At 57.1% G+C, this 14,541-nt stretch carries 7 protein-coding genes and 2 pseudogenes; 4 read left to right on the forward strand and 5 right to left on the reverse strand.

Annotated elements, in window-relative coordinates; genetic code table 11:
• Positions 1 to 40: 40 nt before the first annotated feature.
• Entirely contained in the window at positions 41 to 739 is a 699-nt protein-coding gene (locus ACNJYB_RS06420) for a winged helix-turn-helix domain-containing protein (protein ID WP_439373208.1), read from the reverse strand.
• A gap of 1,146 nt (positions 740 to 1,885) precedes the next feature.
• Here ACNJYB_RS06420 and ACNJYB_RS06425 point away from each other — a divergent pair.
• Positions 1,886 to 2,029, forward strand: a complete 144-nt coding sequence (locus ACNJYB_RS06425) for a hypothetical protein (protein ID WP_439373209.1) — start codon at positions 1,886 to 1,888, stop codon at positions 2,027 to 2,029.
• A gap of 781 nt (positions 2,030 to 2,810) precedes the next feature.
• Positions 2,811 to 3,113 carry an HU family DNA-binding protein gene (locus tag ACNJYB_RS06430; RefSeq protein WP_439373210.1) on the forward strand — a complete coding sequence of 101 codons (303 nt, stop codon included), beginning with the start codon at positions 2,811 to 2,813 and terminating at the stop codon, positions 3,111 to 3,113.
• An 802-nt stretch (positions 3,114 to 3,915) separates the two neighbouring features.
• Here ACNJYB_RS06430 and ACNJYB_RS06435 read toward each other — a convergent pair.
• On the reverse strand, positions 3,916 to 4,122 hold the full coding sequence (locus ACNJYB_RS06435) for a cold-shock protein (RefSeq protein ID WP_439373211.1): 207 nt from the start codon (positions 4,120 to 4,122) through the stop codon (positions 3,916 to 3,918).
• Between the two features lie 787 nt (positions 4,123 to 4,909).
• Between ACNJYB_RS06435 and ACNJYB_RS06440 the strand changes: the two genes are divergently transcribed.
• Together ACNJYB_RS06440 and ACNJYB_RS06445 are read left to right on the forward strand one after the other, a co-directional pair.
• Positions 4,910 to 5,593, forward strand: coding sequence for a helix-turn-helix domain-containing protein (locus ACNJYB_RS06440; protein ID WP_439373212.1), 684 nt, complete (start codon positions 4,910 to 4,912; stop codon positions 5,591 to 5,593).
• Positions 5,594 to 5,820: 227 nt separating this feature from the next.
• Positions 5,821 to 6,914 (forward strand): annotated as a pseudogene (locus tag ACNJYB_RS06445) (IS3 family transposase); the annotation flags it as partial.
• Positions 6,915 to 7,621: 707 nt separating this feature from the next.
• On the opposite strand, the gene ACNJYB_RS06450 reads toward ACNJYB_RS06445, so the two are convergent.
• The 3 genes and pseudogenes from ACNJYB_RS06450 to ACNJYB_RS06460 all read right to left on the reverse strand — a co-directional run bounded on the left by ACNJYB_RS06450 (position 7,622) and on the right by ACNJYB_RS06460 (position 14,425).
• Positions 7,622 to 10,273 (reverse strand): PAS domain S-box protein, encoded by a 2,652-nt coding sequence (locus ACNJYB_RS06450; protein ID WP_439373213.1) that lies wholly within the window; start codon positions 10,271 to 10,273, stop codon positions 7,622 to 7,624.
• A gap of 2,342 nt (positions 10,274 to 12,615) precedes the next feature.
• Positions 12,616 to 13,095: pseudogene (locus ACNJYB_RS06455) on the reverse strand (IS5/IS1182 family transposase); the annotation flags it as partial.
• A 286-nt stretch (positions 13,096 to 13,381) separates the two neighbouring features.
• Positions 13,382 to 14,425, reverse strand: coding sequence for an IS110 family transposase (locus ACNJYB_RS06460; protein WP_128944741.1), 1,044 nt, complete (start codon positions 14,423 to 14,425; stop codon positions 13,382 to 13,384).
• Positions 14,426 to 14,541: the final 116 nt, after the last annotated feature.

Genomic DNA, 14,541 nt, shown 5'->3' on the forward strand with positions numbered 1-14,541 from the left:
GCTGCGAGGATCAGGGGCGAACTTCAAGGGAGCTTCGTTTTCAATTTGAACGGCTGGGCAGCGGATCGCTCTTCAGTTCAAGCGCGTAGCCGACGCCGCGCGCGGTTTTGATCCGTAGTGTCGCGCCCGACTTACTCAAATGTGTGCGCAACCTATAGATCCCAACTTCTAAGGCATTGGTCGATACTTCGTCGTCAAACGCATAGAGACCTTCCTCCAGTGACGCTCGCGGCACAGTGCGGCCTGCTCGGCTGAGCAGATGCTCAAGAATGCAGACTTCGCGGCGCGCAACTCTTAATGGCCGACCACCAACTGAGACTTGCCGGCCGATAGGATCGAAATGTAGGTTGCCGAAGGTAACGTCTGGCGCAGTCATTTGCGTCGACCGTCGTAAAATGGCGCGCATGCGAGCAATGAGCTCGTCGAGAGACACCGGCTTCGGCAGGAAATCGTCGGCGCCACCATTGAATATCGCAATTCGAGTGCCGAGATCGTTCAGGCTGCTCATTATCATGGCCGGCATCGAACATCCTTCGCGTCTTAACTGTTTCAGCCAGTCCAAACCGTTTCCATCCGGCAGAACCAATTCGAGCAAGAGAATGTGATAGCTGGCGCAACCTAGCGCCGTCTCCGCTTCGTCAAGAGTGTGGATTACATCAACGGCAAAACCGCAAACCAACAGCGTTTCCTTGGCGGCTCGCACAAAGGCGGCATCGCGATCTACCAGGAGAATTCGCATTTCATCGCCTATCGTGCGACTGCGCCAAGACCTGAGCGCATTACGATCGACAACGAACTTCGGTGAACCCACCACGTGCTCGAGCAGGTCGAGTTGGCGAGCAGCTGATTGAAGAGAGAATCCAAGCGCACGAGTTCCTGATTGCTCCTTCTAAAGCACGGCCATGACTTATGGGGCTTCAGGTAAGATCAGCAAAATCTATTTATTTTATGGTAGGCATCCAACCGGCGAATAGGTCGTAGCGACGCACGTAGTAGGCGCGCCGCGTCAGGATCACAGAACGAATCCCGGCTTCAGCGCAAACCGATGACGTCAAGCAATGGCGATTCCAGTCCATCACAAGCAATAGCAAATGGAGGGGTACCAACGACCTGATGCTTGAGCGTGAAGCGCCGGTCGACAGAACCTCGAGCATCTCGCATCGCGTACCGCGGCTCAGTTGTGCGTCCGAGGTCTGCGTCTATGGGCTCAGGCCGTCTTGTCGAATCACTGGTTTGACGAGCGTTGGCGTCGGACCCTCGTCCCCGGCGGATCTGCAAGCCTTCGACCGCAATAGTGCAGCCATGTTGCACGCCCTACGTTGCGCGACTGGTCGAGCCATCAGGGCTGGCCGTCTGAGAGACTGTCTTCAGCTTCTCGCGCAAGGCCAGATCTTGGAGGCCCCGCCCTGCGGTTCCGATGGACAAAAAGAGCCTCGAGAAACCTATTGGTCATCCTTGGTCGTGAATGGCTCTTTGCTCTTGCTGCCCGGGAATGGCTCAGACACTGGTTGTGCCAAAGCCGTTTTGGGCCGGGTAATAATCTCGTGCAGGCGGATGCAAGCCCGTCGAGCGGCGGTGTCAGGGCCGTCGAAAATGTGTTCGTCTTGTTGCATCGTGGCGCCAAAGCTTGCCCAAAGGCTCTGAACGGCTCGAAAGAATGAACGTTCCGCGGCTGCGGAGCACAACGGCACCTTCGAGGTTAGGCGTTCCGGCTTGGTTGCTAAAAACCGGGCACCAACGTGAGTTCCTCCGAGGTGGCGGGAGGATCATTGCCGACCTCGAATCTGGCCACATTCGTTAGGCGCAGCATTGGGAGATAGACGCCAAGGCGCATGCCACGAACAACACCGCGACTATCAACCTTTTAATCCTTTGGGGCACGATCATGGAGCGTGGCTTTGCTGGTCAGAGCCGGATCAACCTGCGGGGCACTATGGTCGGCGGTTATGTGCGCAAGGGCGAGCGTAGTACAGCGATCGTCTATGCTGGCGATTTTAACGATAGAATGCGTTGTTGCAGATGCCGGTGAAGAAGCGCTAGCAATTCCGTTTCTCAAAGCGCTTTGCGATCTTCAATGCCAGTGCGACCGCGCTGCGGAAATCGCGGCCAGCGCGTTCTCGGCCGCAGGTGCTGGTCGAGCCAGCTGTCGAAGCCCTGATCAAGCCGACTGGCATTGACTGCGGCGATCGTGTTTCTTTGTACCGAAATGTGCAGGTGCCCCCGCCGCAGCCTATTTAGAACCGATCAATTGGCATCGCACTCCCGTCGTGAGCTCGGCCATCTAAGCGGGTCTTTTCACCGCGGAGATCTTCGGCCCTTTTTGGTATCAGAAAGTACGCCTTGAGAAGCTAGGCCAGCTGTCCGCCGCGTTTTCCTGTGCCTCGCTCGGCGTCGTTCCGACGGTGCGGCACGCCAATTGCTTCGCAACGTGATTAGAAGTCTGCGGGAGGGGACAATTCTTCGCGCCGCGAACCCAGCAAGGCAGCGGATATCCAGGCTATTTGCCCAATGCGATTGTCACCGCGGCAGCGGAGGCGGCGGAGAGTGAGACGGCGTGAGCCTTTCGCCGGTTTGGTAAGGAGGGATAGTTGTACCGTTTTGCGACCGAGTCCGGTCTGATGTTAGAAGCGATCATGATGCCGGAAATACAGTTGAAGCGACCCTTGTGTTTTGGCTTCCAATAGGTTTTAAGCCCCTAAGTTGAGGAAATCGACGTTAAATCGATCCTCGCGGTCTCGCCGTGCTCGAAGTAATGGGGCCGGCGTAGTCCATCCATTTCAAGGGTTCTGCGCCTCTTCTAGGTATGCATCATGGCCAAGATGACCAAAAACCAGCTGATTGACGCGATTGCTGAAGGAACGCAGCTTTCCAAGGCCGACATAAAGACCGTCATCGAACAGATGGCAACTGTGGGCTACAAAGAGCTGAACGAGGCCGGTGAGTTTGTCATTCCGGGTTTCGTCAAAATGTCGGTCGTAAACAAACCCGCTACTGAAGCCCGCAGCGGAATCAACCCCTTTACAAAGGAGCCGATGCAATTTGCGGCGAAGCCGGCTAGCAAGTCGGTCAAGACGTCACCGGTCAAGGCTGCTAAGGACGCAGTGGCGGTATAACAGAGAAAGCTTAGCTCTGGCGACTCAGCTAATCGCTAGCGCTTGACCATCGAGCGAGTGGTTTGCCGGTCAGGTCTTATCCTTTTGCGTGAACGGAAGCGGAATCGGTCGGGCTGTGGAGCGGGAAGCACGCGAGGGGTTACGCGCCCTGAATTCATACTGATCGGCAAGCTTCAAGAGACGTTGCTTGGTGAACGGATCAGCCGTTTCAGCAATGTCACGGACTTGCGAAGCCCGAGCCCGATAGAAATCCTCGTTCATGAAACACCAAATCTATGTTGCCTCTAGAGGCTCGAGATCTCTCGCCTAATTCGGCAGGCTGCCTCTTTTTCTTTGTGCCATAGTAGAACCGGTTTCTAGTCGCTTAGGCGGTGCCGCGAAACGAAGCTCCAGCGATTGATCGGAAATGCACGCCTCTTCTCCTATACACATCTAGGGCTACGGGCCGGAAAACGTTGTATGTTGATCCCGATCTTTCCAGTTGCCCTCGCTCGCCGCTAAGCTTGTTCATTTGAGCGGACTGCGATGGTCCGAAAAGGCTGAGCGGCTCGGCGTACTCATGCTTTTGCGAATCTCCGGCACAGGGCTGCCGCGCGGTTTGCGTCGATGAGCCTGGTCGCCGCTGTAAATGATCATACAGATGTTCGACGGCCCTAGCTCATGTCTCGACAACGCAACTACGTTGGTCGACGAGGAGGCGGCCTCAGCGGCGCATAGTATGCGATGAGGCCGGATTGCTTATTCTTCTTGATCGAGACAGGGACGCAGTTCAGTTCGCCTGCTGCCGTCCCTGCTGACGAGCTCATCCAATTCGGAGGTCTTCGGCAGAAAGTTTCCCAGAGCGACTGGCCTTCGGCTCGTAGCTAATTCGGGTGCCTTCCGCCAGGCCGGTATGGCCGGCCTTTTCAACGGCACTAACGTGCACGAAGATGTCTGGGCCACCATCGTCTGGTTTGATAAAGCCGTATCCTTTAGTCGGGTTGAACCATTTCACAGTACCCATTGCCACTGCAGTATCTCCAATTGAGCAAACCAATCTAACCGACGCTTGAGGCCGGCATCAAGGGCGATGAAGCAAGTAGGCTTCGCATTTCCATAACAGGCAACCGATGTACGCGCGTGCATGCGGCGCGACCGCTTAGATGGACCTCATGGCCGACACTTTGTACTGAATCGCTCGATGGTCAGTGCGGAAACGAACACGGCATTGTCGTGCTCCTAACATCATCCGTGTGAGCGTTGTCGGGCCGGGATTCGAAGCGCACATTCGCTGGAAAAAAGCAATTTCCAGCCAGAAGCAGCAGGTTTAGTGCATGAGATTTGGTATGGGAGGCGATATACTGAAAGACGGCGAATGGTCCCGAGAATTTGCAGTCAATTGTGATCTCGTCCCAGTCAGCTTTTTTGATCGCGACCACTGCCGGCTATTTCTCGTCGCCAAAGATCAAAATACAGTCGGGATCCTCTATCTCACCAAGCCTCACCAGGTGAGACACCTCACCTCCTGTATTGTTGCGCCACCCCTCCTTATCCGTCGGTCATCCTCGAGCGCAATTCACCACCGTGATTCCGCGGAATGGCAGCCGCGCTGATTGATACGGCCAGTCTGAGGTGAGGTGATGTACACAGTATAGCCTCTGCAAAATCACGTTGCTTGCTGGCGAGACGGCAAGAGCTATACTTTGACTGCAGTGGCGCTAACTTTGCAGGGATGTCGGGTACGTCATTAGCTAGGATCCTCATCCGACAAAGAAGATTGGACATCAACTGCATTCGGCCTAGCTCAGGAGTGCCTCATGTTTTTGCGCACCACTAGCAACAGAGCGCCTCGCTTCAACTCGCTTTCTGACCTAGGGATTGCAAGCAGCTCAAATCCGAGCGTCTACTTGGGTGAGTTGACTTACAGCAAGGGGAAGGAGATTTACGGCGAGAAAGAACCTGCTGCCTACGTGTATCAGGTTATCAAAGGTGCGGTTCGGACCTACAAGGTGCTTGCGGATGGTCGGCGGCAGATTGGTGCGTTTCATCTGGTCAGCGATATCTTCGGACTTGAAAATGGTGAGAGCCATCGGTTCACTGCAGAGGCAGTCGTCGCGACTACGGTTCGCTTGATCAGGCGCACCAGCCTTGAAGACGCGGCCGAGAACGATGCGGTTGTCTTCCACAATTTGCTCAGGATGACGGCCAAAAATCTGCAGCACGCAGAGAACCATATGCTTCTGCTTGGACGAAAAACCGCGCTGGAAAAGGTGGCCGCCTTTTTGCTTGAAATGGACGAGCGATCTGCCTCGGCCGGCGCATTGTCCCTACCCATGTCCCGCCGCGATATTGCCGACTACCTTGGCTTGACGCTCGAAACTGTGTCGCGCGCCTTGTCCGAGCTGCACAGACAGGAGGTCCTCGATTTTCTCGGAAAAAGTCAGCGCAAAATCGTAATCCGCGACCGTGGGCAGCTCGCAAGTGTTGGTTCACAAAGATAATCGGTCCGGAGCCACTTCTCGTCCAATGTTGGAACTTCGCACCGCGCTGGCTGGAGAGGTCCGGGCCGGGCTGATATGGAGCTGCAAAAATAGTGCAGAGCGTAGGGATCGGGCTCCTCCGGTGAAACCGGCTGTTGCGCAGCTGCAGAACTGAGGTGGACCCCGGATTTTGGACCGGCGGCTTAGGTGGTGCGGATGCCGTTCCGTTTTGATAAACGGAGCGGACCATGAAGAAGACGAGACGGACAATCGATGCGGCGCTGAAGGCAAAGATCGCCTTGGAAGCGCTGCGAGAACAATCAACGGTGACGGATCTGGCACAGCGCTACCAGGTGCATGTGAATCGGATTTATGCCTGGAAGAAACAGCTTCAGGATCAAGCGGTTCGGGCGTTCGACGCGGGCGCTGGTCGGGATGGCGAGGCAGCCCACGAACTGGAGGTCGAGAAGCTCCACGCCAAGATCGGACAGTTGACGGTTGAGCGGGATTTCTTAGCCAGGAGGTCCGGAAGATGAGCGCGCCGGATCGCCGAGGATTGCTTCAGCGCGATCATGCGAGTCTATCGATCCGCCGGCAATGCCAATTGCTGAGCGTTGCGCGATCGAGCGTGTATCGGTCGCCGCTGCCGGCCAATGACAACGACCTTGAGCTGATGCGGCGGATCGACGAGCTGTTCACGGCCTGGCCGTTCCTGGGCTCGCGGCGGATGACGGCGATCCTCAATGGCGAAGGCTGTCGCATCAATCGCAAGCGCGTGCAGCGGTTGATGCGCAAGATGGGCATCGCGGCGCTGGGACCAAAGCCCAGAACCACAAAGCCGGCGCCGGGACACAAGATCTTCCCGTATCTCCTGCGCCATATGGTGATCGACCGACCGAATCAAGTGTGGGCTGCCGACATCACCTATGTGCCGATCGGCCAGGGCTTTCTATATCTGGTGGCGATCATCGATTGGGCGAGCCGTGCGGTGCTGGCCTGGCGCCTGTCGAACACGATGGACACATCGTTCTGCGTGTCTGCGCTCGAAGAGGCCTTGGCGCGCTTCGGCCCGCCTGAGAGCTTCAATACCGATCAGGGTAGCCAGTTCACCAGCGCCGCCTTCACCGGCACGCTGGCCGCCACCGGCGTCAGGATCTCGATGGACGGTCGTGGGCGCTGGATGGACAACGTGTTCATCGAGCGGCTGTGGCGCTCGCTCAAATACGAGGACATCTATCTCAAGGGTTATTCGGATGGCCACAAGGCCAAAGCCGGAATCGCCCGATGGATCGAATTTTACAATTTCCAGCGCCCTCATCAGGCGCTGGAAAACCGCGCGCCGATGGCGGTCTGGCGGGCCGGTGTCACCGGCGCATTCGGCGAACAGGCTGTGGATATGACGCTTCTCGCAAGCGAGAAGCTTGGACAACGCTACGCGTTACCCACATCCCCACAGCCACAACAGCAGCAGGCAAGAGTAGCGTAAAGTTACTGGGAAGAACGAACGGCAGCAGCTCCACTTAAAAAACCGGACCCAGTGGTCCTCAGCATGGGGTCCACTTCAGAACGTCGAGCGCGGATGGGGACTTGCGGATTGCCAAGAACTAGAATTGGTTCTGATGACCAGCTCGGCCAGCCCGAGCTCCCAGCTGTTTGCTGCTTCAGTAGGCCGTAGTCACAGTTCGACGTCGCTTGCTCGCGAAGTCTTAAGGTCTCAACTAAAAGGCTTCGGCTCGTGACTGTTTGCGGGCCCACAGTCTCTCGCGATTCCCCTCGAACGCTTCGCCTTGCTGGACCTGATGCGCAGTAAATGCTCAACTTGGCCAGCTAAGACAGCAGCCCACTCTTCCTGGCTGTCGGGACGGGTGACTAATAAGGTCCGAAAGCCTGCTCTGTAGCATTTTGTGGGCGGATCCGGATGCGCTGAAGTCCAGATCCCGCGAGTGAAAAGATCCGTTAGAGATCGAGGCGTCGAGCCGTTGGCTTCGACAATGACACCATCGTACTTGGCGGCCCATTGACTTTCTTTCGTGCGGCTAGTCAGTCCAATCACGACACGACCGGCAGGGCAAATTGAAAGGTCGCGCCCGGCTCTTGCTTGCGGACGATTGAGAGGCGCCCTCCGTGAGCTTCTACGATTGAACGACAAATCGACAAACCCATTCCGAGGCCGGTCGACTTGGTTGTGAAAAACGGATCTAAGATGCGAACCCTATCATCCTCATCGATGCCGACGCCGCAATCAGTCACGGAGAGCTGCACACGTCCCTTACTGTCCCTGGATGACTCGATCACCAGCTCACGCGCCCGGTCGTCAACTGCTTGCATCGCCTCGATCCCGTTCATCACCAGATTGATGATGACCTGTTGCAGTTGAACCCGGTCACCAAGGACCGTGGGAAGCGCGAGCGCGAGCTCAGTTCGCAAGGCCACTTGGTGATTAACTAGCTCACGTGTCACCAGCGCGATAGCTTCGTTCACGACCTCATTGACATCGAGCGGTACCATCTCGATGTCACCTTTCTTCGCAAGTGTGCGGACTCTGCGGATTACCTCGCTTGCCCGGATCGCGTCCTCGATGATCCACTCCACTGATCTGCGCGCGGCGGAAACATCCGGAGTTTCGCGGCGTATCCAGCCGAGGCACGCATCGGCGTTGCTGATAATGGCCGCGAGCGGCTGGTTTACCTCGTGGGCGATGGAGGCTGTTAGTTCCCCCAGCGTCGTCACGCGCGTCACATGCGCAAGGTCTGCCTGTGCCTTCCGCAGCTCTTGTTCTGCCTGATCTGCGCGAATCTTCGCCGTGATGTCGGTGGCAACGCCACGGTAGCCACGAAAGCTGCCGTTTTCATCAAAAAAGGGCTTTCCGCTGGTCTGGAAGTAAATTGCCGACCCGGTCGCGCTAATGGCGCGATAAATCAGATCGCGAAATGGGAGATGTGCGTTGAGCGTTGCCTGATGCCGCCGCCACTTCTCGGGTTCTTCTTCTACGTCGCACGCGATTTCCCAGCGAGGCAGGCCGATGGCCCCTTTTGCCAAAAGTCCCGTAGCGCTGGTGTGCTCCGATAACGTGAGCCGGTGGTCCGGCCCGGTCTCCCATAGCCAGTCGGAAGCAGTTTCCGCGTAGTCACGAAAGCGTTGCTCGCTCTCACGCAGCGCAGCAAGAGTGTTTTCTAACTGTTCTCTAGCTGCGTGTTGCTCGGTGACGTCCATATGCGTTCCGATGAGTTCGACGGTCGCGCCATCGCTTCCCAACACCGCGTGCGCAACAGCGTGTATGTGCCTTATTGCCCCATCGGGAAGACAAATTCGGAAATCGTATTCGAAGTTCCCTGCTTTCTGTTCAATAGCCCGACGCTGCACTTCCTGCTGCAGCGGCAAATCGTCTGGATGAATACGCGAGCGGATGGCCTCAAGTGTCACCGGCTCTTCCGGATCGAAGCCAAACAGACGGCTGACTTCGGCGGAGCGATACGCAAAACAGCGGCGGTGGCAGTCCCAGGACCAAGTGCCCGTGCGACTGAGCTGCTGCGCGTCGGCCAGATAGGCCTCACTACGGCGCAGTCGCCGTTCCGTCTGCTTCGCTGCCGTGATGTCCGTCGCCGCCCCGACAAACTCGATATCGCCAGATGCTGTTCTCGTGGCCCGTGCTAGTGCGTGAATGTGCTTTATCGATCCGTCGGGCATCAGCAGTCGGTATTCGTGCTCGAAGTCCTCCCCTCGCGCTGCTCGATCCAACGTCTCTTGGACGGAAGCCTTGTCGTCTGGATGGGTGCGGTCAAGGACATGTTGCGGTGTCGGTTTGATGTCAGGATCGTATTCGAAAATCCGAAAGTTCTCCTTCGACCAAAAGACTTCGCCGGCGGCGTTCCAACCGAAGCTGCCGGTGTGACTCAATTCCTGCGCCTGAGCCAGATGGGCTTCGCTTCGCTGCAGCGCAAGTTCTGTCCGCTTTTGCTCAGTGATATCTTCGCAGGCAATGAGGACGATGGGCTTGTCATCGGCCCACAGCATGGCTTTGGCGTTTTCGCGTACCCACAGCACCGAGCCGTCCTTTCTGACTTTCTGGATGTCCCAGGTGCGCGATTGGCCGATATCTGTAAGACAACTCCCGATGCATTTGCGAACGACCTCACGATCGTCTTCCGGAAAGACCTTCAGCACGGATGCGCCGATTAGTTCGACAGGCGTATAGCCGAGCTGGGTCGCTCCGAAAGTATTGACGTTCAGGACCATCCCGGCTTCATCGACCATGAAGTACATGGCCGGGTTATGCTCAAAGATTGCCCGCCACAGTTTCTCGCGGTTATGCAGATCGGCCGCACTGTGCCGTAGCTTGGCTGCGGCCTCACGCGCAACCTCCCTTTGATGACGAACGTTTCCTATCAGGTGCGTTCCGACAATCGACGCGGTCAGGAAAGCGACAACCACCACAAGGTCCTGGGTATCATCGATCCGAAAACTCAAACTGGGCGGCGTAAACACGTAGGCTAAACTGGCGACAGAGACGATGGAAAGGACCAATGATGCGATGAAGCTGCCCATCAGCGAAAACAGCAAGATCACCACCAGATAGGCGAACGCCGTGGCTGCGAAAGGGCTGTTAATATACAAGGAAACTAGCGTCACCGCCGCTAGCGTAATGCTGCCGACGATAAATTGCGTCCCTGAACGTTCCAACGCGGTGAGCTGGTTAATCATGCTTGTAGCCGTCCGGCCCTTCTGGCGGAGAGATTAATGATCAGACAAAAAATACAGCAATTTATTCGACCCGGACAGGCGCTCCTGGGCGCTTTCTACGTCCGTCGCTAAAATAAGCACAGTCGAAAAAGGCGCATTACAAACCTTTGTATATTTCTCTTAAACATTAGATATTGAACGCTCACATCGGAAATTACCTTCGTTTTGAGTTTTTAGCTGTCCTCCTCGATGGCAAAGCAGCATGTTGCAGTCCGGAGTTGCTGCGGAGACGGGCAGAAGGGTGGAAACCAATCGCGGGCCATCCGACGTATTGCGCTTCGAGGGGCAGCCTTAGTGTTGCCCATGACGAGAAAGTCTGCTGGGTCGGATACGGGAGAACGGCTGCATTCACTGCGCCGATGGCGTGTCCAGGTGACATTCTCCCACGCCCAACTGAGAATGGCATGGCGTCGACGGCGCTCGCGAGCCACGTAGTGGTCGCGCAGTGCGCCTGGTATCTGTCGCCGTGCCGGCAGGGGCAGATCGTGGCCGGCTGCGGCCATCCGACTAAGCGACACTTGAACTCCCTTGAGCAGCATCGTCGATGGAGTCAGTGGCGATGCCGCTGGGAGCTCAACGATGGCTACAGGTTCGCGTCGATCGTCCTCCTGCGGTCACCAGCATTCCATGCTCGATCTTGCCGCGTCGGCTTTTCTCACGGTCATCGATGCCGATACACCCGCGTCGCTTCTGTTTCCTTGCGGTCTCTGGAGCAGCGCAAACATGCTTCCTTTACTTTCGAATTATCGCCTCGGTCGCCATGCCGGTAGGATTTCAATTTTCCTCACCCTCACAACAATGCGCTTGGCAGCGCCGTTGAGGGGATTGTCGCCGTAGTCGGCTGGAACTATTCGAATATTCCTTCGGCAGACGGGCGACGCAATCATCTCGAGCGCGCCGCAGTCGTTTTCCAGTGCCTTGCGTTCGGCCGCTCGGTCGATGGACTTGGCGAACACAACGGCGATCGTCCCGTGCCGAGCTGCAATGCAGCGGTAGCCATCCGCGGCAGAAAGGCATCTCACGTTCCGAATCTCGATAGGCTTCCCGATGAACTTTCCCGGGGTGACATGAAGGTCATCCGCATCAATTATCTTGGAATTGTTCGGGCCGAAGTTCGTAAGTGTTTCCTTGGTGCTCGCTGTTTCCGGCTCACTGGAAACGCCCGCCGTTTTTAGCGTTGCAGCGGTTTGTCGAAGTACGATAAGCGTTCCTTATCGTCTTTCACGGTCGCGCAGCCTACGACTTGCATGACAGCTTCCACTGCATCGGCAGCGAGCGCCGGCCGCGGCGATAAAAGTATGATTGCGGCGCCACAAAGGTACGAAAGGCACTTCTGCTTCAAAAATGCTTGCTGGTACTTCATCGGACTTAGTTTTCCTTACAACAACGTAGTGGGAGCCATCCATGGCTCCTGAAAAACTCCCCCAAGGCTACCTGGACAGCTTGCCTATCATCGTGGCGCCCACGCAGCCAGCGAGCTGGACCAACGCATCGGCGGGTGGCTGTAAGCCTGTAAGCTCCAGACGTCTATGGGCTTACGGTCACAGCGCGCCAGTTGTCCGCGTCGGCCTCGGGTGTCTACCAATCCTGGTAGGTGCCTCGCGGGTGCTTTTGGGATAAACAAGATGATGGCTGGTGAAGGACTCGCGCACGATCCCGCAAGCGATTGTCCAAAGCAATCCGCGAATCCTTTGAGAACGCGTCGAACAGAGGCTTCGGTCACGCCGCGAGTGTTTCTGGGTTACACGTCCGAGGATGCGCGATTGGCAAAGCGAATTGCGGAGCCCCTAGAGGCCGTTGGCATCGTGGTGTCGTGGGACAAGTGGTTGCATTCCGGAAGGGGAGACGCAGATCTCGAAAAGCCCGCTGAAGCCCTTCAGGGGCTTCGCATTGCGCGCTTCGCAAGCCTCGCCCGGATTTTCCGATGATCACCATTCACCGATATGTCCAGAACAGCCGGGACGTGGGATTGGACGCGGACGAATTTGCTTTGGCCATCGTCCATTAGAAAGCGACCGGGCGCAGGTTGCTGAGATCAATCAGCAAGTCATCGGTGTAATCGACCACCACATTGATCGCGCACGCGTCTTGAGCCGAAAGCAACATCCGAAACTTATGTTGCCTTCAGATTGCTGAATCCGAAGTCTGCTTCTGCAGAGCGCAAACCTCATAACGCCGAGCGACTGAGTCACCAGTACGATCTGCCGCAGACCGTTGGCCAGGCGCACTGCTGAGGCATTCTGCCCGGTGGTCTTTGGCCCCGCGATGTGGGCTTGATCAGTCGTCCGTGAAGAACCCGGACTTCAGCTCGGGACGAGCTGAAGTCGGAGGATGAGCTGGACGAGGATTTGGCGCCACAAAAGCTCCAGCCAGCGGAGGAGACGCCGGAAGTTGTAGCCGGCGGCGGCGAGGACGGCATTGATGGCGTCGCCCTGATGGTGCCAGAGATAGTTGCGGCCCATCCGATGTTCGGATTTGAGATGGCCGATGACCGGTTCGACGGCGGAGCGTCTTCGCAGCTCGCGCTCGATCTTCGGCGTCACCCGCCGCTTCTGGCCTGAGGTGAACACCCTGAACTTGTAATCGGGTGGCGCATTGTGGCCACGATAGCCCTTGTCGGCGAGGATGCGCTCGATGGTGTTGCCGATCAGCGTCTCCATGTCCGGGATCACGGTTTTGAGCGTGTGGCCGTCATAGGGGTTGCCGGGCAGCGCCTTCACATGGGTGACGAACTGGCCGCCGCAGGCGTGCGCCAGCGTGGTGGCAACCGAGACCTTGACCCCGATCTATGGACCACGCCCGCGTTGCAAGAGGAATCGACAAAGGGATGAAGCGGTTTGCGCCAATCTATCCGGCTTCAATTTGGGGCTGTTGCCCCGAGCCATCATGGATATCCGCTCACTTCTGTCCTCAATAACTCGCCGGCCTCAAGAAGGGCCATGGAGTCGAACCAGGCTTCAGAAGTGTCGGTGGAACCGTTTCTCCATTCGTCCTTTCCGTCTCGCAAACCTCGGCGGGTTATTGTGCCTTCTGATCCCGACCTTGGATTTTCCTTTCCGGCCCTGTTTCTTATGCGGTGCGGCCCAGGAGGTTGGCGTCGTAGTCACGGCCCTTTGCGAGCATGCTCCAGGCCATGCGCGCAAGTTTTGCGGCCAGGGCAACAACCAAGACATTGGAGTGGAGCCGCTTCGACGCTGCCTCTAACCAGGCTGCGAAGCCATGCCGAGGCCAACTCTGACGCTGCAGAAGTACGGCTCTGGCACCTTGAATAAACAGCGTTCGCAGGTACCGATTACCGCGCCTCGATATGCGCCCGAGAATGGTTCGATCGCCGGTCGAGATTTGCTTTGGTACCAGACCAAGCCATGCTGCAAAGTCTCGGCCTTTATGGAAGGCATCACCGGTTCCGATGGCGGCGACCATCGCGCTTGAGATGATCGGCCCGACGCCGGGCGCACTCATTAGGCGGCGACAGTGTGGATCTTGATCAGCGAGTTCGTCGATTTCTTTCGTCATTGACGCGACCCGTCGGTCGAGATAGCGCCAGTCCTCGGCCAAGTCCTGAATGAGCTGGATCACGCGAGGCGATAAGTTGTCGTTTGGCGCTGAGAGAATCTGAGGAAGTGCCAGTCGGAGTGCTGCCGCTCCCTGCCGCACTGGTAGCCCTCGCTCAAGCAAAAAGCCCCGGATTTGATTGATGACCGCCGTTCTCTGCGTCACCAATCGACTGCGAACTCTGTGTAGTGCCTGTAAATCAAGTTGTTCGGCTGACTTCACTGGAACGAACCGCATTGTCGGCCGCTGAGCGGCCTCGGCGATCGCTTCAGCATCCCGAAAGTCATTCTTGTGACCCTTGAGGTATGGTTTGACGTACTGCGCCGGCAAGAGCCGTACTTGATGGCCTAATTTCTCGAGCCTGCGCCCCAGATGATGTGCGCCTGCACACGCCTCCATTCCGATCAGACAACGCGGAATATTGCCCAGCGACTGGTCAAGCTGATTTCTCGACCGCTTCTTGCGTAGCGTAATTGCGCCTGTGGCATCGAGACCGACGACGTGGAATGTGTTCTTCCCGAGATCGATGCCGATTGTGACAAGGTTCGTATTCGACATGGCTTGCGCTCCTGCTGCTGCCCCCCGCCGGGCTGCACGTTGCCGCTGAGAGCGGGCGTGGTCCATGCCATTAACTCGTAGGGCCGGTGCGCCTTGCCCTTGCCGATGCACTCCAC

It is taken from the genome of Bradyrhizobium sp. SMVTL-02, assembly GCF_051853005.1.
In the GTDB taxonomy this organism is placed as follows: domain Bacteria; phylum Pseudomonadota; class Alphaproteobacteria; order Rhizobiales; family Xanthobacteraceae; genus Bradyrhizobium.

What these genes read in the sequence shown, in the direction of transcription:
- ACNJYB_RS06420 (WP_439373208.1), bottom strand. Translation starts at nt 739, where the DNA reads ATGCGAATTCTCCTGGTAGATCGCGATGCCGCCTTTGTGCGAGCCGCC.
- ACNJYB_RS06425 (WP_439373209.1), top strand. Translation starts at nt 1,886, where the DNA reads ATGGAGCGTGGCTTTGCTGGTCAGAGCCGGATCAACCTGCGGGGCACT.
- ACNJYB_RS06430 (WP_439373210.1), top strand. Translation starts at nt 2,811, where the DNA reads ATGGCCAAGATGACCAAAAACCAGCTGATTGACGCGATTGCTGAAGGA.
- ACNJYB_RS06440 (WP_439373212.1), top strand. Translation starts at nt 4,910, where the DNA reads ATGTTTTTGCGCACCACTAGCAACAGAGCGCCTCGCTTCAACTCGCTT.
- ACNJYB_RS06450 (WP_439373213.1), bottom strand. Translation starts at nt 10,273, where the DNA reads ATGATTAACCAGCTCACCGCGTTGGAACGTTCAGGGACGCAATTTATC.
- ACNJYB_RS06460 (WP_128944741.1), bottom strand. Translation starts at nt 14,425, where the DNA reads ATGTCGAATACGAACCTTGTCACAATCGGCATCGATCTCGGGAAGAAC.